Source organism: Acinetobacter sp. AL9, assembly GCF_041464035.1.
GTDB lineage: Bacteria > Pseudomonadota > Gammaproteobacteria > Pseudomonadales > Moraxellaceae > Acinetobacter > Acinetobacter towneri.
This window is the reverse complement of the sequence record NZ_JAYFSK010000036.1, coordinates 1-19,758: the sequence shown is the minus strand read 5'-3', so window position 1 is coordinate 19,758 and position 19,758 is coordinate 1. Positions and strand designations below refer to the sequence as shown.

At 42.1% G+C, this 19,758-nt stretch carries 16 protein-coding genes and 2 pseudogenes; 11 read left to right on the top strand and 7 right to left on the bottom strand.

The window, feature by feature from the left end; translation table 11 throughout:
- Positions 1-88 precede the first annotated feature (88 nt).
- Positions 89-778 carry a YggS family pyridoxal phosphate-dependent enzyme gene (locus tag ACEO2X_RS09235; protein WP_167846204.1) on the top strand — a complete coding sequence of 230 codons (690 nt, stop codon included), beginning with the start codon at positions 89-91 and terminating at the stop codon, positions 776-778.
- Positions 779-1,138: 360 nt separating this feature from the next.
- On the opposite strand, the gene ACEO2X_RS09230 is transcribed toward ACEO2X_RS09235, so the two are convergent.
- The 3 genes from ACEO2X_RS09230 to ACEO2X_RS09220 form a co-directional block, all read right to left on the bottom strand.
- Positions 1,139-1,414, bottom strand: coding sequence for a hypothetical protein (locus tag ACEO2X_RS09230; RefSeq protein WP_371971865.1), 276 nt, complete (start codon positions 1,412-1,414; stop codon positions 1,139-1,141).
- 139 nt (positions 1,415-1,553) lie between these two features.
- Positions 1,554-5,165, bottom strand: a complete 3,612-nt coding sequence (locus ACEO2X_RS09225; RefSeq protein ID WP_371971863.1) for an AAA family ATPase — start codon at positions 5,163-5,165, stop codon at positions 1,554-1,556.
- A 9-nt stretch (positions 5,166-5,174) separates the two neighbouring features.
- Positions 5,175-6,425 carry an exonuclease SbcCD subunit D C-terminal domain-containing protein gene (locus tag ACEO2X_RS09220; RefSeq protein ID WP_154320420.1) on the bottom strand — a complete coding sequence of 417 codons (1,251 nt, stop codon included), beginning with the start codon at positions 6,423-6,425 and terminating at the stop codon, positions 5,175-5,177.
- Between the two features lie 481 nt (positions 6,426-6,906).
- On the opposite strand from ACEO2X_RS09220, the gene ACEO2X_RS09215 reads away from it, so the two are divergent.
- Positions 6,907-7,353: an ABZJ_00895 family protein gene (locus tag ACEO2X_RS09215; protein WP_004975337.1), complete on the top strand. Its 447-nt coding sequence runs from the start codon at positions 6,907-6,909 to the stop codon at positions 7,351-7,353.
- A 136-nt stretch (positions 7,354-7,489) separates the two neighbouring features.
- Positions 7,490-8,407, top strand: a complete 918-nt coding sequence (locus ACEO2X_RS09210; RefSeq protein WP_371971861.1) for a TIGR01777 family oxidoreductase — start codon at positions 7,490-7,492, stop codon at positions 8,405-8,407.
- Positions 8,408-8,427: 20 nt separating this feature from the next.
- Here ACEO2X_RS09210 and thiO read toward each other — a convergent pair whose 3' ends face one another.
- Both thiO and hemB read right to left on the bottom strand, forming a co-directional pair.
- Complete coding sequence (thiO, locus tag ACEO2X_RS09205; protein WP_179993996.1) at positions 8,428-9,546, bottom strand: glycine oxidase ThiO; 1,119 nt, start codon at positions 9,544-9,546, stop codon at positions 8,428-8,430.
- 13 nt (positions 9,547-9,559) lie between these two features.
- On the bottom strand, positions 9,560-10,573 hold the full coding sequence (gene hemB / locus ACEO2X_RS09200) for a porphobilinogen synthase (RefSeq protein ID WP_180038160.1): 1,014 nt from the start codon (positions 10,571-10,573) through the stop codon (positions 9,560-9,562).
- A gap of 120 nt (positions 10,574-10,693) precedes the next feature.
- On the opposite strand from hemB, the gene ACEO2X_RS09195 reads away from it, so the two are divergent.
- The 5 genes and pseudogenes from ACEO2X_RS09195 (at position 10,694) to ACEO2X_RS09175 (ending at position 15,623) form a co-directional block, all read left to right on the top strand.
- The gene (locus tag ACEO2X_RS09195) at positions 10,694-11,191 is read left to right on the top strand and encodes a thioesterase family protein (RefSeq protein ID WP_371971859.1); all 498 of its coding nucleotides are present in this window, start codon (positions 10,694-10,696) and stop codon (positions 11,189-11,191) included.
- Between the two features lie 222 nt (positions 11,192-11,413).
- Positions 11,414-12,208 (top strand): thermostable hemolysin, encoded by a 795-nt coding sequence (locus ACEO2X_RS09190; RefSeq protein ID WP_180159061.1) that lies wholly within the window; start codon positions 11,414-11,416, stop codon positions 12,206-12,208.
- A gap of 28 nt (positions 12,209-12,236) precedes the next feature.
- On the top strand, positions 12,237-13,808 hold the full coding sequence (locus tag ACEO2X_RS09185; protein WP_371971858.1) for an AMP-binding protein: 1,572 nt from the start codon (positions 12,237-12,239) through the stop codon (positions 13,806-13,808).
- A 73-nt stretch (positions 13,809-13,881) separates the two neighbouring features.
- Positions 13,882-14,749: pseudogene (locus tag ACEO2X_RS09180) on the top strand (TauD/TfdA family dioxygenase).
- A gap of 40 nt (positions 14,750-14,789) precedes the next feature.
- Positions 14,790-15,623, top strand: coding sequence for an SDR family oxidoreductase (locus ACEO2X_RS09175; RefSeq protein WP_096902277.1), 834 nt, complete (start codon positions 14,790-14,792; stop codon positions 15,621-15,623).
- Here ACEO2X_RS09175 and ACEO2X_RS09170 read toward each other — a convergent pair.
- The gene (locus ACEO2X_RS09170) at positions 15,618-16,955 is read right to left on the bottom strand and encodes a sigma-54 interaction domain-containing protein (RefSeq protein WP_371971855.1); all 1,338 of its coding nucleotides are present in this window, start codon (positions 16,953-16,955) and stop codon (positions 15,618-15,620) included. The two genes, ACEO2X_RS09175 and ACEO2X_RS09170, sit on opposite strands and share 6 nt — an antisense overlap.
- 193 nt (positions 16,956-17,148) lie before the next feature.
- Between ACEO2X_RS09170 and ACEO2X_RS09165 the strand changes: the two genes are divergently transcribed.
- From ACEO2X_RS09165 to ACEO2X_RS09155, 3 genes are all read left to right on the top strand, one after another.
- Complete coding sequence (locus ACEO2X_RS09165; RefSeq protein WP_180038309.1) at positions 17,149-17,832, top strand: MBL fold metallo-hydrolase; 684 nt, start codon at positions 17,149-17,151, stop codon at positions 17,830-17,832.
- Between the two features lie 44 nt (positions 17,833-17,876).
- Positions 17,877-18,659 carry a sulfite exporter TauE/SafE family protein gene (locus tag ACEO2X_RS09160; RefSeq protein ID WP_154320426.1) on the top strand — a complete coding sequence of 261 codons (783 nt, stop codon included), beginning with the start codon at positions 17,877-17,879 and terminating at the stop codon, positions 18,657-18,659.
- Positions 18,660-18,799: 140 nt separating this feature from the next.
- On the top strand, positions 18,800-19,117 hold the full coding sequence (locus ACEO2X_RS09155; RefSeq protein ID WP_004975369.1) for a hypothetical protein: 318 nt from the start codon (positions 18,800-18,802) through the stop codon (positions 19,115-19,117).
- 94 nt (positions 19,118-19,211) lie between these two features.
- On the opposite strand, the pseudogene ACEO2X_RS09150 reads toward ACEO2X_RS09155, so the two are convergent.
- A pseudogene (locus ACEO2X_RS09150) lies at positions 19,212-19,634 on the bottom strand (hypothetical protein); the annotation flags it as partial.
- Positions 19,635-19,758: the final 124 nt, after the last annotated feature.

The following is a 19,758-nucleotide window of genomic DNA, read 5'->3' as shown; positions in this document are numbered from 1 at the left end:
GATAGAATAATACGGCTTTCCATCAGCTTAACCAACTGTTAGTTGCTGGACAAGGTAAAAAAAGATGAATGAAATGAGAAATGCATCAATGAATAATCTGCAGCTTATGCGCACTCAGGTTTTGCAACAAATTCAACAGGCATGCCAGTTGGCACAGCGCGAGCCAAATACGGTGCAATTGTTGGCAGTGTCTAAGACTCATCCGAGTGAAGCCTTGCGTGAAATGTATGTGACAGGGCAGCGCGCTTTTGGCGAAAATTATTTGCAAGAAGCTTTGGATAAAATGCAGGCCCTGAGTGATTTAGAAATTGAATGGCACTTTATTGGGCATGTGCAGCGCAATAAAACCAAACATTTGGCAGAAAAATTTGCATGGGTGCATGGGGTAGATCGTTTGATTATTGCCGAGCGTTTATCGAATCAGCGCGATGCTCAACAAGTGCCCCTGAATATTTGTTTACAAGTAAATATTGATGCGCAAGACACGAAGGATGGTTGTCAGCCGAGCGAAGTTGCAGAATTAGTCCGACAGATCAGCCAATTACCGCATTTAAAACTACGCGGTTTGATGGTGATTCCTGCACCTGATCATCCTCAAGCTTTTCAAGATGCCAAACAATTGTTTGATGCAGTGAAAGCACAACATGCACAACCTGAAGATTGGGATACTTTGAGTATGGGGATGTCGGGCGATTTAAATGCCGCAATTGCAGCAGGTTCAACTATGGTACGGATTGGTACAGCATTGTTTGGCGCACGTGACTATTCCAAGGCTTAATTGCTAGATGAACAAAGAATCTGCCAAGATTTTGCAAACATTATCTTGTACGTTTTGGCTGACATGAAATGCGGAATTTTGCGGCTAGTGCTGAAGGTTGGATTTTCTTAATATGAACTTATCGGGAATCAGGGAGTTTCCTAAATAAGAAGAATAAGAAATAGAACAACACGGAAGTGCTTGGTACGACAGGAGTTATACCAAAAACTGAATCTAGAAAGCCTCGACAGGATGTCGAGGCTTTTTTAGTTATGTATGCTGTAAAGCTGTCAAAGTTTTGGCTTGTGTAGATTATTTTTAATAACCTTCACTATTTTTAGAAAGCGCCACTTCCGTCCAGTAAATAGGTGAAGTAGACATTCAAGATTTATTTTCTATCCAGATTCGAATACGGGCAATCAGTAAAAATAGCAAAAAACAGAACTGAAAGAAGCCTGTGAAAATGATGATCCAACCGCTATTTCCAGGTGTTTTTCTTGCATCCAACTCAATGACTAAAGTGCAGACGGTGAGAATGATTTCAAAAATTAAAACCGCTTTAAAAACCCAAGGTTTAGGGAAACGTATTAACCATGTGAGAAAAATAATACTTAAACTGGGCAATACAGCAAAGAGAATAATCGTTTTTATATCCATAAAATTAAGTACTTAAAGTGTGGGTGATTTTAAAATAAATTCAATACAACTTCATGGAAGCCTAAAATCTGAAATCTCACAGTCATCTCAATAATTCTTCGAACGACAAATAATTTTCAGATTTTAGGTAGTCTTGAGTCTAACCCACCACATTGACTTCACTTGCCCCTGCACCCACTGGTTTGACTTGAATTTGCACAGGAATTCGTTCGTGCATTTCCTGAATATGCGAAATCAGCACCACTTTGCGTCCCTGACTTTGCAGATGGTCTAAGGCATTCATCACCATGTGCAAGGAAGTCGGGTCGAGAGTGCCAAAGCCTTCATCAATAAATAGCGATTCCAGTTTGATTGAGCCAGATGCCATATTGGCAATTGCCAGTGCCAAAGCTAAAGAAACCAAAAAGGTTTCGCCACCCGATAAAGACAGGACAGGGCGAATTTCACTGTTCATATCTAAATCAATAATCGCCAACCCCAAACTGTCAGGAATACGATGCAACTGATAACGCGAACTCAGTGGCAGCAATTGCTGATTGGCGTATTCCACCAAAATATCCAAGTGATGTTCTTGAGCAATTTTCTTAAATTTCGTACCTTCTTTATGCCCAATTAAATCGTAAATACGTCCCCAGCGGTATTCTTCAGCTTTGATACTTTCAATTTGAGTTTGATAGGTAGCAAAAATCCCTTGATTGGTGCTATTCAGGCGTAGCTGTGCCTCAATCTCATTATAGTTTTGCTGTTGTTTGGCTTTCTCTGTTTGCAGCGCTGCCAGTTGCGTGGTGACCTCGTCAAAACTCAGTTGTGGCTGTTGCTTTAAGTGTTTTTGATATTGCTCTTCCAATGTTTGCCAAGCCGTTTTAGCACTCTCCAAACTGTTTTGTTGTTGCTGCAGCATGTTGCGTATTTGCTGATGTTCGGCATAAGAAATCTGTAAACATTTATCAATGATGCTGGCTTGAAAATGCGTGTGTGTCGCTTGCCACGTTGCAATGTGTTGCTGACATTCAGTGTGTTGCTGCATGCGCTGTTGAATTCTACTATCCAAACCATGTTTTTGCAGTTGTAAGTCTTTTAACACCTGTTCTGCTTGATTAAGTACAGTTCGTTGTGTGCTAAGTGCAAGATTGAGTTGCTGTTGTTGCTGATTTAAAGCCTGCTGCCATTCTTGATAGGTCTGATATTCACATCCCGCATGAGTTCTTGTAAGCTGCTTAATTTGATCACGCAGCTCACTTCCTGCAGTTTTAATCTGCTGCAGTTGTAGGGTTTTCTCTGCATGTTGCTGTTGTAAAAATAGCAACTTTTCTTGCACTTGCTGCTGTTGTTGAGTCAGTTGTTCAATCGTTTTGCTCAGTTGAACTTGCTGCTGCTGCAAGTGATGACGTTGCTCTAACTGTTGTAAGGCATTTTGATAGTATTCAATCGGTTGATTGAGCCAAGCGTGTCTTTGTTCTGCATCTAAAAGCGACAAAATAGGCTGTAAACGCTGAGTGAGGTCTTGGCGTTGTTGAATAGCATATTTGAGTTGTTCTGCCTGCTGTGCAGCATTGCGCCATTGTTTCAGGGTATCGTTTGATTGTTGAATACTCTGCTGCAAGTGTTGAGTGGATTGATGTGTTGTTGCCCAATGTTGCTGTACGTGTTCAATTTGCTTTGCAACAGGCAGCGCTGCATCCAAATCTAAAGATAAGGATGTTGCAAGCTGTTGCACCAATGTCTGTTGTTGTTCAAGTTGCTGTTGCAGTTCAAGACTGCGTTGTTGTTGTTGATGATAAGTTGCATCGTATTGACTGCGAGCACGCTCCAATTGTTGTAGCTGTTTTTGCGCATGCTCAAATTCAGTTTTGGCCTGCTGCAATTGCTGATCCTGCAATTGGTTTAAAGCGTCACTGAGTAAATTTTCATGCTGAATAAACGGATGTTCATGGCTGCCGCAGACCATACAGGCTTCATTCGGTTTTAATTGGGCACGTAAATCCTGCACACTTTGATGCTGCAATAAACGCTGCTGTTCAAAGATCTGCTGTAATTGTTGCAAGGCTTGTTCAGTAATTTGCACTTGCTGCTGTTGGGTTTGAATTTGAGTCTGTGTCTGCTGTTGCAGACTTAAAGTTTCTTGCTGACGCTGTTGTAACTGCTCAAATAGGGTGGTCTGTTGTTGCCATTGTTCAAGTGCCTGTTGCAAGCGCTCTAAAACATGCACACTCTTTAAAGCATGTTGTAATTGCTGTTGCTCTGCCGTGAGTTGCTGCTCAAGTTGTTCAGGATGTTGATATTGTTTTTCCCAAACCAACAGTTGTTGCTGTGTATGTTGTTGTTGCTCAATTAAAGTATCTAATGCAGATTGGAACAGCGTAGGGTTTTGCTGACGTAGCTGCTGTTCAAGCTGCAAATAATCTTGCAGACGTTGCAACGTAAGGGCTAAATTATCATCAAAATTTGCCCATGCCGCAGTCTGTTTGAATTGCTGTTGTAAATGTTGCTGTTGTTGTTGCTCGGTTGCAAGTTGAGTCGTCAGTTGCTTCAAATTATTTTGCACAGGCTGAATTTGCTGCTCTGCAAATAATTTTTGTGCAGCATCCAAAGCGGTATATTGTTGAAGTTTGCTAGAAATTTCATGTTGTAACTGTGCCGCAATTTCAAGTTGTGGTTTCAATTGTTCAACATGCTGCTGCCATGCCTGAAGGTCTTTTTCCGCTTGCTGTTGCTGACTAATCGCTTGCTGTTGTGCGTATTCCGCTTGTTGCAAGTTTGGTTCAAATTTCAAAAGCTGCTGATTCAGATTTTTTAGCTCGGTATCTGCTTGCTGACGCAAGACAAATTGCTCGCGGATGGTTTGAAATTCATCTAAATGTTTGAGCAATTGTTTTTGAGAGGCGAGTTTAAGATCGGCATCGACTTGAACATCATATATTTCTTTTTTAGCTTGGGTGCTGGCATAGAGTTCATGGCAATCTTTGTGCCATTTCACATCATTTTCATACAGTTTTTCGGTTTGGGTCAGCAAAGCTAATTGTTGACTTAGGTCATGTTGTTGGGTTTCTAAGTCTTTTAGTGTTTCATCGCTGAGGAGCACCACATGCCCCATGACATTTTCAAGATCTGTTCGCTTTTGTTTAATTTCACTAAATTTAACAGCTGCACGTTTACTGACTTCGGTAAAAATTTGCGAATTGGTTAAATATTCAAGTAAATCTGCCCGTTCATGGTCTTTGGCTTTTAAAAATGCCCCAACTTCCGATTGTGCCAATAATACTGCGCGTGTGAATTGCTCAAAACTAAGACCAATCAGTTGTTCTACAATCGGCGTAGCTTCAGAAATTTTTTGATTTAAAACCCGTTGTTCATCTAAGCAGGTGATGGCACGTTCAACTTTTAAGTTCCCATCCACTTTATTGTGCGCACGGCGAATTTGCCAACGTGCCGAATAGCGTTTTTGATCAAGCGCGATAAATTCAAGTTCTGCAAAGCCAGAAGTCGTACCACGACGTAAAATATGTTTAGAATCTTTTAAGGAAATTTCTTTGCCTGCGGTATCGGTCAGGCTGCCTGTTGCACCTCTCAAACGTGGAATTTCGTCATAAAGTGCCAAACACATGGCATCCAGCAAAGTCGATTTGCCTGCACCAGTTTTGCCCGTAATTGCAATTAAACCTGCCTGTGCCAGTGGCTCATCTTCAAAATTGATGACATGCGTGCCTGCCAAAGATGCCAAATTATTTAAACTTAAACGTAAAATTTTCATGGCAAATCCTTAAGCTTTATTCTGATCAAGTTCTTGTTGGGCTTCGGCCAAAAGCTGTAAAAAATCTTGGCTCACTTCTGGGTCAGGTTGATAGCCCATTTTTTCCCATAAATCTAAAAATAATTTTTCAGGCGTAGGCGGCTCTAAATCAATTTTTGATTGTTGCACGTTCGAGTTTTCACAGTTTTGAAAGCGTCGTGCAATGCGCAGTAAACGATAGCGGTTGGCAGGCAGTGCTTGTTCAATTTGTTGGCGTAAATCAATGGGTGGCGGGGCATCGCTGATATATTCAATTTCTAAAAAATGCCGTGCGCAAACTTCTGCAATTTCATCTTTTGGCAATTTATTCAGTTCGGTGATTAATTCAGAAAGTTCACAGCGAATCCGAAGCAGCTCTACCGTACGTGGAATAAGCAAGCTTTCATATTGGAAACGCTGTGCATCTGCCTGTAATGGATCAATCCTAACTTCAAGGACTTGGTGTTTATAATTCAGCTCGCTAAATGATAAAGGGATGGGTGAGCCGCTATAGCGAATGTGTGGCTGTCCGACCTGTTGCGGTTTGTGTAAGTGTCCGAGTGCGACATAGTCAATCACCTCATCAAACAGCGCAGTCGATAAGGCTTCTTCATTCCCCACTACAATTGGGCGTTCTGAGTCGGAAGTTTCGCCACCTTGCATGTGTGCATGTGACATTAAAATCAGGGCTTGATCGGGTTGTTTACGGGCTTTGGCTTCTGCAATCAGTTGTTGATGTAAGTAAGCAACAGCAGATTGATTGTCACTGCTATGTTCATTTAAACCTGTAATTTCTGCACTGCGTAAATAGGGCAGGGTCAGACACCATGCCACAATATTTTGCGCAGCGTCATAAATAGGCACTAGGAGTTTATCTAAATCTAATTTTTGCTCGGCTGTTTTACCAATCACGCCCACAGCTTTGGCGTTGAAGCGGTCTAAAAAGGGTTCAACTTGCTCAATGCGATACCCAGAGTCATGATTGCCTGCAATCATTAAGGTTTGCATGTGTGGAGCAAGCACATGCGCATCGGTAAGGAATTGATAGAGTTGTTTCTGAGCGCTCGAAGCAGGATTGACCACATCAAAAATATCGCCTGCTATGAGCAGGGCATTCGGCTGTTTGCTTTTAATTTGAGTTAAGAGCCAATTTAAAAATTCAGTATGTTCATATTCACGTTCATGGTGATGGAAAAATTGCCCCAAATGCCAATCAGACGTATGTAAAAAATGAACAGCCATGTGTGTTCCAATCTTGATGTTGAATTATGGGATAACTTAACATAACTGAGCGCAACACTGCGGCAAAAAACCAGTTTTCTGCTTTTAAAGCGACAATTTAGGTCGCAGAGATTTTAAAGAGAAAGGAAAGTAAAATCTGTCGTGATCTGTATAGAAAAATATAGAGAGTTAAAATACTGATGTTAGAAAGGCTAAAAAAAGACCTTAAAAAATAAAGACCGACGATTCGAGTGATGATGAAATCGTCGGTCAAAGAAAAACTTGCGATACAGTAAAGCTTTGGCTGCTGTTCAAAGCATGACTGTATGCGATTTATTGCTTTAGTCAGGTCACCGAAAATATTGTGGATGCCATACACATTAACGGTTGTTGTGACCTTGTAGCCTATATAACGTCAGGCTTTTGTATTCGGTTGACAATTTCATGAAAAAAAAATCAATTTTTTTTATACTAGGCTGAATCTTTTGTCTGAGTCATCTTTATGGTATCGCTAAGCCGTTATTTTATCTGGTTTTTCTTGTATTGCTTTGTGATGACCTGTATTTGTGGCGTATTGGCTGCATTATTACCTGCGGGTGTAGGCGGGATTTTAACTGCGGTGCCTTATTTGGTTGCCATGATTTTAGTGCTGTATAAGTTTTTAAAACAACAACGCCGTGCGCCGAATGACAAGGAACGCAAGACATTTACTTTAGGATTTAGCCTGATTTTTTGGGGCTATAACTTGGCGTTTTTATTATTAGGTTTGGCGATATTTTCTCGCCAAAACCCAAGCATTTGGCAAGATTTTTTACAGTATTTGCAACAGCCGCAATTTATGAGTGTGGTGGTGATCATGTTCTTGTTGATCGCAATTCCATTGTATCTGCTGACCTATTGGTTTTATGGTAAACAGGCACAGCGTATGGCAGTTAAAATGTTTGGCTGATAAAAGAAGTTGTTAATATCTGATTTTCTTCAAATATACATGATCAGTTATGTGATGATGATTTGCTTAGACTTGAACATTCAGTCTAAATCACGTATAGCTAAAACTATATTTTTCATCATGCTGAGATTGGAAGATGCATAAACCTTTGGTACTGGTAACAGGGGCAAGTGGTTTTATTGGTTCACAATTGTTGCCGTTTTTATTGCAACAGGATTATCGGGTGGTGGGGCTAACCCGACAGCCCAATCGAGTATCCAAACATCCACAATTACGCTGGATTCAGCAGTTAGATGAACTCGACACCGACCAAATTGATTATGTGATTAATTTGGCGGGAGAAAGTATTGGGCAGGGCAGATGGACAGCAGCACGCAAACAAAAATTGCTTGATAGTCGAGTTCAGACCACACTGTACTTATATCAATATCTTGAAAAGCGCCGTATTTTCCCCAAGTGTATTATTTCAGGCTCGGCTGTGGGGTATTACGGAATTGACCCGCAGGAACAATGGTCTACATTGTGTACCGAGCACAGTACAGCACAAGATATTTTTATGTCGCAACTGTGTCAGCAATGGGAACAAGCTGCTTTAAGCTTTAGCCAGCAAAATACTAAAATTATGCGTTTGGGTGTGGTGTTTGGACGCGGTGGCGGCATTTTACCGCAAATGTTATTACCAATTCGTTTAAATGCCGTCGGGCGGATTGGGCATGGACGGCAGCCTGTTGCATGGGTGCATATACAAGATGTTTTACAGGCCATTCACTGGTTAATGATGCAACCTGTAGACGCCAAAATTTTGAATGTGGTTGCACCTGAAAAAACCAGTCAGCAAGACTTTGCCGAAACCGCAGCTCGGCTTTTAAAACGTCGTCCATTTTTGGTGTTACCTGCTTTTGTCTTGCGTTGGTTATTGGGCGAGCAATCGCAATTGGTGCTGAATGGGCAATATGTCAAACCACAAGCATTAGAACAAGCAGGTTATTGCTTTCAATATCCAAAACTTGAACAGGCGCTAGCGGCTTGTCTGGGTGCATCATCCTCTACTTAAACAGAGGATGCTGCTGAGTGTTATGCACAGATTGAGGTGGGCTGTAACTGCTTTGGATCATAAGCGGTAGGATCAACAATCGTTTCTTGCCCAAGCATGAGCTGTCTTAATAACTGCGCTGAAGCAGTGCCCATACATAAGCCATTACGGAAGTGTCCGAAATTCATCCATACATTATTCAGGTTTGGTACTTTGCCGATATACGGCACACCTGTAGGCGAGCCTGGACGTAAACCCGCCCATTGTTTCACAATGGGGAACTGTGCCAATTCAGGCACCATTTCAAAACAAGCCGTTAAAATATCTTGTTGGGTTTGCGGGTTTGGTGTGGTGTCAAAACCAACGTGACGCATACTGGAACCGCATAGCACATGCCCATCTTGACGTGGAATCAAGTACATCACCTTGTTCATGCACATGCTTGGCAACCATTGTGCAGGGGTTTTAAATAACACAATTTGCCCTTGTACAGGCTGTACAGGAATCTCTAAACCCAGTTGTGCCGCCCACTGCTGTGACCATGCACCTGTCGCAAGCACGATATGATCTGCACGATGCAAGCGACCATCGGCAGATTGAATGGCTTGAATACGATCTTCAGTGATCTGAAATTGCTGAATTGGGCAGTGTTCAAAAAATCGCACGCGCGGATGTTGTTTCAAATATTGCGTGAGCGATTGTAATAAACGCGGATTGCGCACATTGGCAAGTTGTGAGAAATACAGGGCTTGTTTAAATTTGGGATGGATATGCGGGTTAATTTGTTCGAGTTGTTCCCGATTCAGATATTCAGCTTGCTGCATCGGTTCATGATGACGTTCGGCATAATTTAAACCAATCTCAAAATCATCTTCATCAAAAATCAACATGCCTGTTTCATGGATTTCAAAATCAATGCCTGTAATAGGTTTGAGTTTTTCATTCCATGCTTGGTACTGCGGTTTGGCAAATTGGGCTAAGTCATTGACCGCTTGAGGATAACGCCATGGATACATGGGAGAAAGAATTCCGCCACCTGCCCATGATGCCGCTTGTGCTGCTTGTTGTTGATCAAAAATACTGATAGAGCAGCCCTGCTCTACCAGTTCGAGTGCAGACAACAAACCGCTGATGCCTGCACCAATGATTGCGATGTGCATGAAAGTCGCCTGTTTATGTCATATCTTTAAGTTTGAGTGCTGCTTCTTCGGCAAAATATGTCCAAATACCATCTGCACCTGCACGGCGGCAACTCATTAGCGATTCAATAATCACACTGTCCGACAACCAGCCATTTTGAATCGCGGCAGCAAGCATGGCGTATTCACCACTCACTTGATAGACAAAGGTTGGCACACCAAAGTTATCTTTCACTTCACGTACAATGTCTAAATAAGGCATGCCTGGTTTTACAATCACCATGTCTGCACCTTCTTGAATATCCAGTGCAATTTCATGCAAGGCTTCGGCACGGTTGCCAATATCCATTTGATAATTGTATTTGTTGCCGCCTTTTAGGTTGCTGGCAGAACCGACTGCATCACGGAAAGGACCGTAAAAGCTAGAGGCATATTTGGCTGAATAAGCCATGATAGAGGTATAGATATGCCCGTTGCTTTCCAACGCCTGACGAATCGCACCAATACGGCCATCCATCATGTCACTTGGCGCAACCACATCTGCACCCGCTTCGGCATGGCTTAAAGCCTGTTTAATTAGACATTCAACCGTTTCATCATTCAGGACATAGCCTGTGTCATCAATAATGCCATCTTGACCATGAGTGGTGTACGGGTCGAGTGCGCCATCGGTAATAAGTACCATCTCTGGCAATTCTTTTTTCAGCAGGCGTAGTGTGTTTTGCACCAAGCCATCTTCACGCCATGCTGCTTCTGCGGTCAGGCTTTTATCTTCTTGTGGCGTGACTGGAAATAATGCCAGTTTAGACACACCCAGCTGCATTAAACGCTCGGCTTTTTTGAGTAATAAGTCTGCCGATAAACGCTGAATATTCGGCATGCTTGGAATATCTTGGGTTTGATTTTGTCCCGGTAAAACAAATACAGGATAAATCAAGTGATCTGTGGTTAAGTGAGTTTCGCGAACCATGGCGCGTAATTGATCATTTTTACGGATACGACGCATACGAGTGGCAGGAAATGCAGGGCGATTGAACGTATAGGTCATAAAAATCTCACTGATCAGTATTAAACTAGACGACTATTGTAGCCCCTTAAATTTCATTTGGGCATACATTGGCTGTTTTTATTGTTGGTAAATTGAGTTGTTTGGACTTTTGGGCACGTTATGAGTAATGCAGAGAAAAATTGGACTGGGAATATACATTTAGGCGCGAAAGTCGATATTGATGTCGTGCTAAGACAATTGGTCAATGCATTTAATGGATCGCCATTTTTTCAACACAATGGCATGAGCATGCGTGTGGTAGATGGTCAAATTGAAGCCTATATTGAGATGCAACCGTATATGGTGGGCAACGTGGCTTTCCAAATTTTACATGGTGGTGTTGCTGCAACCATTTTGGACAGTGTGGGCGGTATTGTGGCAATGGGGGAGTTATATAAACGGACAGAACCTGACGATTTGCCCGATACCATTAAAAAAGTCACTCGTTTGGCTACCGTAGATATGCGAGTGGATTATTTAGCACCGGGACGCGGCAAGTATTTTATTGCCCGTGCGGAAACTTTGCGTTTAGCGCGTAAAGGCTGCACCATGCGTATGACGATGGTCAATGATGAAGATAAACCAATTGCAACGGCAATTGCGTCTTATGCCTATTAAAATCTAAGGTAGGGCGCGAACAATTGTGTTTTGCATAATTGGATGACTGTTTATTTTTGATTAGTTTATTGTTTTAAACATATAAGGAGTTGAGTGATCATCTCCTTTTTTTGTGTGCATGAAGAGTTTTTTGAATTGTGACAGTTTGTAGCGACTTAAGTTTTCTTTAAGTTTAGATTTCTATCTTGAGCATTGAGTTATTTTCTATCCAATGTGATGCACATGATCAAATTTAATTTTGATGCTCAATCATCCAGTCAAACGCATTTTCTGGATGCGAATTTTCATCAGAAAAAAAATAAAAAACAATTCAACGGGTATGCATCTGTAGCGCAGCCGTATAAACCACAAACGAACCCAAAACAGTTGAACCTAGAACAGCCACATTTAGATGTATTACACAGCTATGCCTCGGTGATTCAAGCACACACAACAGCACAACATTTAAATGTGACAACTGTGACCCAAGATGCTAGCAAACAACGCTTGGCATTAGAGCATTTTATTCGAGATAAATACCAAAAAGTCCATCAGGCATCCATAAATACTTTTTTAGATACCTTGTTTGCAGGCTATGTAAACCACGACATGCAAGTGGTGATTGGCATGCAACCATTGGGCGCAAACCAAGCCTTTTTGGAACAGTATTTAGGTGCACCCATTGAAACCATTTTAACCCAATTGAGCCAAGTGCCTGTAACGCGCGCGCAGATTGTTGAAATTGGCAACTTGGCAGCGCAAGACATGAGCAAAGCCAAATTGATGGTGGCTTTTTTGGTCTTTCACTTATCGCAGAACAATGTGTCGTGGGCAGTTTGCACAGGAACAGCAGCAGTGCGCTATGTGTTACAGCAAATGGGTTTGCATTTTCAGGTACTAGAAAAAGCCAACCCCGAAGCCTTGGGCGATGCACAGCATCAATGGGGCAGTTATTACCAACAGAAGCCTTATGTACTGGCGATTGACGTTGCAGCAGCGTTGGCGGTCACGCAACAGCAATATTGTTTTTATGCCTAAGGTCATGCAGAAAGGCGGAAATTGAAAGATGAATGAGTTATTTGAAAACCTGAATCACTATGCCCAAACAGACCCTGAGCGTGAAGCAATTGTGACGGCACAAACCACACTGAGTTATGCCACATTACAGCAACGGGTTGAGTTGCTCAGTGCAGAATTGGCAACTTATCAAGTACAGCGTTTGGCGTTGTGGGGTGTGAATCAGGCCGATTGGATTGTGGTCGATTTAGCCGCACGTAAAGCTGCAATGACAGTCATTCCTGTGCCTTTATTTTTTACTGCTGCACAAGTGCAACATTTACTGCAAGACAGCCAAGCCGAGTTGCTGTGTATTTTGACGGATACTGCACAAAGCGATACTCCGTCCAATGTTAACTCGGCTATTGGAAATACTGCTATTCCAGAAGCTTTGTTGGAGATGATTGATGCAGTTCAGGCACAGGTTTTGCCACCATCAGATTTATATCAAGGGCAGTTGTTTCGTCTAAGCGTTGAAACAGCACAACCGCATTTATCCCCAAATTCTGCTGAGCAGCCTACAAAAATTACTTATACCTCGGGCAGTACGGGTACTACCAAAGGTGTGTGTTTGGCAGAAGCCACCATTAATTCAATTACGTACTGTTTAAGTCAGGCATTGCAAAGCAGCCAGCTTGGGCGGCATTTGTGTCTAATTCCATTTGCAACATTGCTTGAAAATATCGCAGGCGTGTATGTGCCTTTTCACATGGGGCGTGCAGTGGTGGTGGCTGAAGTCAGTCAGTTTGGTTTGCTGTCCAACCATGAGTTTGATGTTTCACGCTTTGTCGATGCCGTGCAGCAATATCATATTGAAAGCGTGATTTTATTGCCACAAATGCTCAAAGCGATTGTGGAATATATCCATCAACATGGCGATTTGGGCTTGCGCACTTTGAAGTTTATTGCCGTGGGTGGTGGCAAGGTGTCTGCAGATTTACTCAAGCAGTGTCAGCAATTCAATTTACCTGTTTATGAAGGTTATGGTCTGTCTGAATGTGCATTGGTCGTGAGTTTAAACCTGCCTGAAGCTCGCAGAATTGGTAGCGTTGGACGAGTGTTGCCGCATGTTCAGGTTGAAATTTCTGCTAATCAAGAAGTGGTGGTCAAGGGCAATGCCATGTTGGGATATATGCATGAACTTGGGCGTGAGCAGGATGCGGTATCAGCCGATATTCACACAGGCGATGCAGGTTATTTTGATGAAGATGGCTATTTATATATCACGGGGCGTATCAAGCAAATTATTGTCAGCAGTTTTGGGCGCAATATTTCACCAGAATGGGTTGAATCGAACAGTTTGAGTGAGCCTGAAATTCAACAGATTGCCGTGTTTGGTGAAGCGCAGCCGTCATTATCTGCAGTGATTTATGCCGAGGAACATCGTTCAGATGAGCAATTGGCAGCCGCGATTTATCGTGCCAATACCCGTATGCCTGATTATGCCCAAATTAAACACTGGTGCCGTGCTGAACAACCTTTTTCTTTAAATAATCAGATGTTAACCGATAACGGAAAATTGCGTAGAGCAGTCATTCAGCAACAGTATCAGACAGCTTTGGCACATCCTACAACGTATTAAATGGCTGATCTTGGAGATGTTTCACAGATAGACATCAACCTGTCAGTCATCAATAGAGATAGAGAGAAATCACATGAATATTGCACAACAGCAATTCAAACATTCCCCACAACAAATTAAAGATCGTTTGGTGGAGCACGGTTGGGTTTTACTTAGAAATGAACATTATGATGTGAATGCGTTTAGTGGGCTGATGAGCAATATTTGCCAAAAACTGACCTATGACCCTGCACGTGAAAATGTGACCCGACAATCGCAAAAAGTAGATGCAGGTACGCAGGCAATGGGACTGCATATAGAAAATGGTTCAACCCCAATGCCGCCTGATATTATTGCTTTTTTTAGTGAAAAAAGTGCTTCGCGTGGTTCGCAGACTACTTTATGTGATGGACATGAGGTATGGCAAAAACTGCCTGACACACTGAAGCAGAAATTTGCTGAACCGATGACCATCAGCCGTTACTTACCTAAAGTAATGTGGCAAAAGTATGTGGCAAAAGTATGTGGCAACTGCACTCAATATTGCCGATGCTGCACAGGTCGGGCAGCAGGAACTCGCTCATTTTATTGAGATGATTCCTGGACAACGGATTCGTCCTGCGCATGATGAAGGTGTGCAGTATGACTTGAACATGCCGATGATTCGCCATGACAATTTAAAAGCTGTGCCTGCCTTTGCCAATACCTTGTTGGGGCCTTCTTATAATTACGAAAAGCCGCGTTTTTACTTTGCCGATGGCAGCGAAATCCAAGCAGAATTATTGGAAGAATTGGCAGAGCGTTCCGAGCGTGAAACCTCAGAAATTGACTGGCAAGATGGTGATGTGGTGCTCATTGATAACAAGCGCTTTATGCATGGCAGACGTGAAATATTGGTGCCATTAGAAGATCGTAAACTCTATATTTGTATGGGCTTGGGACTGAATCCTGCATTTTTATAATTGAGTTGTATCGAATATCTTAAAATTGAGAGTATCTTTTATGTCAAATTTAACTGCGGTGATTTTCGGGGCAACAGGCGGGATTGGTCATGCGATTGCGCATCATTTTGCTGAAAAAGGCTTAAACTTAATTTTGGTTGGGCGTAAGCAAGACACCTTGCAACAACTAGAGCAAAGTCTGGCGCAGCAGTATCCTCAGTTGCAATTACACAGTCTGCGTTGTGATTTAATTGATGCCAGCAGTCGTCATGATTTTATTCAGGCACTTGCCGCATTAAAACAGCCGATTCATTACTATATTAACAATGCAGGCATGAATGATTTTCGTCTGTTTGCGCAGCAATCACAGGATACCATTGAGCAAATGATGTTGGTCAATGTGGCTTATCCGCTGCAACTGATTCAGGATGTGATTCCATATATGTCGGACAGTCAGCCGAGTCAGATCATCAATATTGGCTCGACTTTTGGCAGCATCGGCTATCCTGGCTATGTGAGTTATTGCGCCAGTAAGTTTGCCTTGCGTGGTGCAACTGAAGCGTTGGCGCGAGAGTATTGTCAGACTGCCATTCGTTTTAGATATTTCTCCCCACGCGCGACCAATACCAGTATGAATAATCCCGATGTGATTGAAATGAATATCAAAATGGGTACAAAAGTGGATTCACCTGAATTTGTGGCACAAGAACTGTATCAATTTTTACAAACAGACCGTCAATCCTATCAGGTCGGTTATCCTGAAAAAGTCTTTGTAAAACTTAATCAGTTGATGCCTAGCCGAGTCGCAGCTGCCATTCAAAAAGATTTAGACACCATTTATGAATATGCAGATCAAAGCAAAGCGTCCTTTATTCAGCAAACTTCCGCCTCATAAATGATATTTTTTTCGATAACGCCATAAGGTGGTTCGGCTAATGCCCAAGGCTTGTGCCACCAATTCAGTTTGCCCCTGATATTTTTCCAGTAAATCCTGCAGTGTGTCTTTATCTACTTTATTGTTGGTTTTGATGGGCAGCTCAATAGGTTGTGGCGTTGGGGGAGCTGTGGCGAGTTTCAAACTAGCATGCACAATTTCATCGGGTAAATCGTGTTGATCAATTTCCGTTTTACCTGCTGACATGGTCAATGCATACAGCAAGGTATTTTTTAATTCACGCACGTTGCCCGGCCAGTCGTAATTGATTAATACCTTCAGTACTTGCTCGGTCAAATGTGGCGTGACCTGAAACTGGGCTTGTTGTTGCAAAATAAATGCTGCAATTTTAGGGATATCTTGTTTACGTTCACGTAGTGGTGGCACAAAAATTGGAATCACCCGTAAACGATAAAGTAAATCTTGGCGAAATCTGCCTAAACGCGCTTCTTCACGTAAAGCGCGATGGGTTGCGGTAATAATTCTGACATTCGATTTAATCGCTTTTTCACCGCCCAAAGGGGTGAATTCGCCCGTTTCTAATACCCGCAATAATTTAGCTTGCAGTTCCAGTGGAATTTCTGCAATTTCATCTAAAAATAAAGTACCGCCTGCCGCACGTTCAAACACACCTTTATGCTCACGAATTGCCCCTGTAAATGCACCTTTCACATGCCCAAACAATTCACTTTCTAAAATATTGGCATTTAAAGCAGCACAGTTAATCGCAATAAAGACTTGTGCATGCCGTTGGCTGCGTGCATGTATTGCTTGCGCCACCAACTCTTTACCACTACCAGATTCACCACGTACCAAAACAGGAAATTCAGTAATCGCCACCCGTTCAATAATGGAATACATGTGCTGCATTTGTGGCGAATCACTGTGGAAAAACTCCGCCAAACTATTTTGTGCTTGGGCAGATGGGGTGAGTGTTTGTGATGACACTGTTGCAACGCTAGGCTGCAGAAAGAATAAACATCCTGTGAAATCGGCTGTATGGACACGAATATTTAAGCTGTGGTAGTGCCATGCCTTAGCACTATTCGGGAGTTGCAGCAGACCTGTCTGTGGTTGTGATGCTGATTGTGATTGTAGTTTTAATTTCAATAATTGGTTTTTTAATGTTTTACCCGTAGCTGCAGAAACAGAAGCATCTTGTGCATATTCATAAATCCATGTTTGAGCAATGTCGTCATAAACATAGAGCAAACTGTCTGGACAAAGTTGTTGTAAATGAAACAAAAAGCTTTCAAGACTGGCTTGTTGTTCAAAGTCATGTATCGAATTCATGATGTTTCATCTTTTGTTTCATTAGTGATTCAATTGAAACATAAAATGCAACAGATGTGAAACATGGAATATGACCTAAATTAAATAATATTTCTTAATATATTGTATTTTATTAATATATTTAAAAGAGATTAAGTTGGCATTATATTTGCAAAATTAAGAATAACAAAATATAAAACTTGGTGTATATCTCATGATCTTTCATCAATTTTTTGAAGCTGACAGCTCGACCTATACTTACTTATTGGCATCTGAACAAACCCGTGAAGCGGTGCTGATTGACCCTGTAATTTCAGAGGTTGAGCAATATACTGCTTTTCTAGAACAGCATGATTTGCAATTGGTGTATAGCTTAGATACGCACGTACACGCTGACCATATTACTGCTGCCAACGAACTCAGAACACGTTTTGGTTGTAAAACTGTATTACATCGTAATTCAGGTGTGGTGTGTGGCGATATTTTCATTACCGATGGCAGCGCCATTCGTGTGGGTGAATTATTGATTGAAGCACGTTATACCCCGGGTCATACCAACGCCTGTACCAGCTATGTGGTCAATGGCATGGTATTCACTGGCGATGCGTTGTTAATTGATGGTTGTGGTCGTACTGACTTTCAGGAAGGCAACCCGGCGACTTTATATGACAGTATTCATCTACAAATTTTTAGCTTACCTGATGACACTTTGGTGTACCCAGGGCATGACTACAAAGGGCGTGTGTCTTCTACCGTTGGGCAGGAAAAACGCAATAACTCGCGTTTAGGACAAGGGCGCACCAAAGCGGAATTTATTACCCTCATGCAGAATTTAAAACTGCCTTATCCAAAACATATTGATGTGGCTTTGCCTGCCAATAAAGTTTGCGGCAAGTAATGCTTGCACAGCACAACACAGTGATGGAATAGGGGAAAATACGCATGTGGATGTTAATCCTAGAAGGCTTGGCGATTGGTACTTTGCTGGGTTTGACAGGGGCAGGGGGCGGTATTCTTGCCGTTCCTGCTCTTATGGCAAGCCAAGGCTGGACTGTGGCGCAGGCTGCACCCGTGGGTTTATTGGCAGTCACTTTGGCAGCTTTGGTTGGCACAGTTGAAGGCTTGTTCAAACGTATTGTGCGTTATCGTGCTGCATTGTGGATTGCCTTAATCAGTATTCCATCTGCACGTTACGGGGTGCATTTGGCAGGTATTGTCCCGCCCATTTGGTTAACACTGGCGTTCAGTTTGGTCATGTTTATTGTGGCGTATCGTATTTTCTTTAATAAAGTCAACGACCAAATTAATCCACCGTGTAAGGTAAACCAAAACACAGGACGCTTAATTTGGAATGTTAAAACGGCGTCTTTGCTTGGTGGTGTTGGTGTAATTGCAGGCTTGCTGACGGGTTTGTTGGGTGTGGGCGGTGGTTTTATTATTGTGCCGTTATTGCGTAAATTTACCGATTTGGATATGCGCAGTATCGTCGCAACCTCTTTGATGATTATTTTCCTGATTGGTGGCGTGAGTATTTCAGCACACGTTTTAGATGGCTTTCAGTACCCAATGGCAGTCACCATCACCTTTGTTCTGGCGTGTATTGTCGGGATGTTACTTGGACGTACTTTGGTACATCGCATGAATAGCAATACTGTACAAAAGGTATTTGCTACAACAGTCATTGGTGTTGCGTTCTACCTCATTTATACAGCGATTATGGCTTAAGTCTAATATTTGGATACTATGTTTTTACTTTGAACTGCAGTATTGTGAATAGGTAACGTATTGTTAAGTGTAAGAAAAAGCACTAGACCTAGACCAAATTAAAGATTAGTTTAGCTGTATAAGATGACAAGGAGCCAAGAATGAAAAAACATTTATTTTGTGTGGGTGTCGAGTTCCGCAAAGCATCCGATGAAACAGGCTCTTATGCGTATTTGACCGCATATTTAGGCGCAGATGACTTACATGAAGCGATTGATCGTGTTCAGAAACAACTGGAGCAAGAAGGCAATAAAGTATTGTTCGTTCGTGGTTGCTGGGTTGTCGATGCCGATTGTGATGATGGTTTCTGCCCAACTGAAGAAAGTAATGCTGCCTCTAAAGCAGACCTACTGTTCAACGATGAAATCTATTATGGCAAATTGCAGCAATGGTCAATCAACAATGGCTATGAATACTGAGTAAAATGTTGGCTGAGTAAGATGCCGATGGGTTCAGTTTACTGACCTGTGAATATTTAAAAAACCGCGTTTGAATGATTCAAGCGCGGTTTTTTTATTCTTCATCAACCAAATGAACAAGTACATATTTTTCAAACCAGATCGGAAACTCTCCTTTAAAATCTGGATTAATGATCAATGTATCTCCGTTAGTCACTTCACAGATATAAGAAGCCATATTCTTGGTCGCATTACTTGAGTTATCAAATAAATACGCTCGGTCAGATACTTCAATCGCATCAATCAACATGTGCATAGTGCGGAAATAGCGTTCACGGATTTTAATTTCTTCGACTGGATGACCACCATTTTTCACACGTTGTTTAACTCGGTCCACATTAATATCAGGGTCCTCAGTCGTCACAAAGTATAAATAGGTACGATAGCCTTGCGTTTTAGCATCTCGCAAAAACTCGATTTTACTCTCATGAGACATTACGGTTTCAAATGTAAATCCAACCTTAAGCGTAAGTAACTGTTCCTTAAAATGTAGTCAAACATAGTCAAGGACTAATTCGCACTCTGTTAATGTCTTGTTGCCAAGCGTGTAACTAGAGCCTGAGTCGGTCAGTTCCGACTTGTAGCGGTCAGTCCGTTCTTGC

What these genes read in the sequence shown, in the direction of transcription:
- ACEO2X_RS09185 (WP_371971858.1), top strand. Translation starts at nt 12,237, where the DNA reads ATGAATGAGTTATTTGAAAACCTGAATCACTATGCCCAAACAGACCCT.
- ACEO2X_RS09220 (WP_154320420.1), bottom strand. Translation starts at nt 6,425, where the DNA reads ATGGCTGTTCATTTTTTACATACGTCTGATTGGCATTTGGGGCAATTT.
- ACEO2X_RS09195 (WP_371971859.1), top strand. Translation starts at nt 10,694, where the DNA reads ATGAGTAATGCAGAGAAAAATTGGACTGGGAATATACATTTAGGCGCG.
- ACEO2X_RS09235 (WP_167846204.1), top strand. Translation starts at nt 89, where the DNA reads ATGAATAATCTGCAGCTTATGCGCACTCAGGTTTTGCAACAAATTCAA.
- ACEO2X_RS09230 (WP_371971865.1), bottom strand. Translation starts at nt 1,414, where the DNA reads ATGGATATAAAAACGATTATTCTCTTTGCTGTATTGCCCAGTTTAAGT.
- ACEO2X_RS09175 (WP_096902277.1), top strand. Translation starts at nt 14,790, where the DNA reads ATGTCAAATTTAACTGCGGTGATTTTCGGGGCAACAGGCGGGATTGGT.
- hemB (WP_180038160.1), bottom strand. Translation starts at nt 10,573, where the DNA reads ATGACCTATACGTTCAATCGCCCTGCATTTCCTGCCACTCGTATGCGT.
- ACEO2X_RS09210 (WP_371971861.1), top strand. Translation starts at nt 7,490, where the DNA reads ATGCATAAACCTTTGGTACTGGTAACAGGGGCAAGTGGTTTTATTGGT.
- ACEO2X_RS09215 (WP_004975337.1), top strand. Translation starts at nt 6,907, where the DNA reads ATGGTATCGCTAAGCCGTTATTTTATCTGGTTTTTCTTGTATTGCTTT.
- ACEO2X_RS09155 (WP_004975369.1), top strand. Translation starts at nt 18,800, where the DNA reads ATGAAAAAACATTTATTTTGTGTGGGTGTCGAGTTCCGCAAAGCATCC.
- ACEO2X_RS09165 (WP_180038309.1), top strand. Translation starts at nt 17,149, where the DNA reads ATGATCTTTCATCAATTTTTTGAAGCTGACAGCTCGACCTATACTTAC.
- ACEO2X_RS09160 (WP_154320426.1), top strand. Translation starts at nt 17,877, where the DNA reads ATGTGGATGTTAATCCTAGAAGGCTTGGCGATTGGTACTTTGCTGGGT.
- ACEO2X_RS09170 (WP_371971855.1), bottom strand. Translation starts at nt 16,955, where the DNA reads ATGAATTCGATACATGACTTTGAACAACAAGCCAGTCTTGAAAGCTTT.
- ACEO2X_RS09225 (WP_371971863.1), bottom strand. Translation starts at nt 5,165, where the DNA reads ATGAAAATTTTACGTTTAAGTTTAAATAATTTGGCATCTTTGGCAGGC.
- thiO (WP_179993996.1), bottom strand. Translation starts at nt 9,546, where the DNA reads ATGCACATCGCAATCATTGGTGCAGGCATCAGCGGTTTGTTGTCTGCA.
- ACEO2X_RS09190 (WP_180159061.1), top strand. Translation starts at nt 11,414, where the DNA reads ATGATCAAATTTAATTTTGATGCTCAATCATCCAGTCAAACGCATTTT.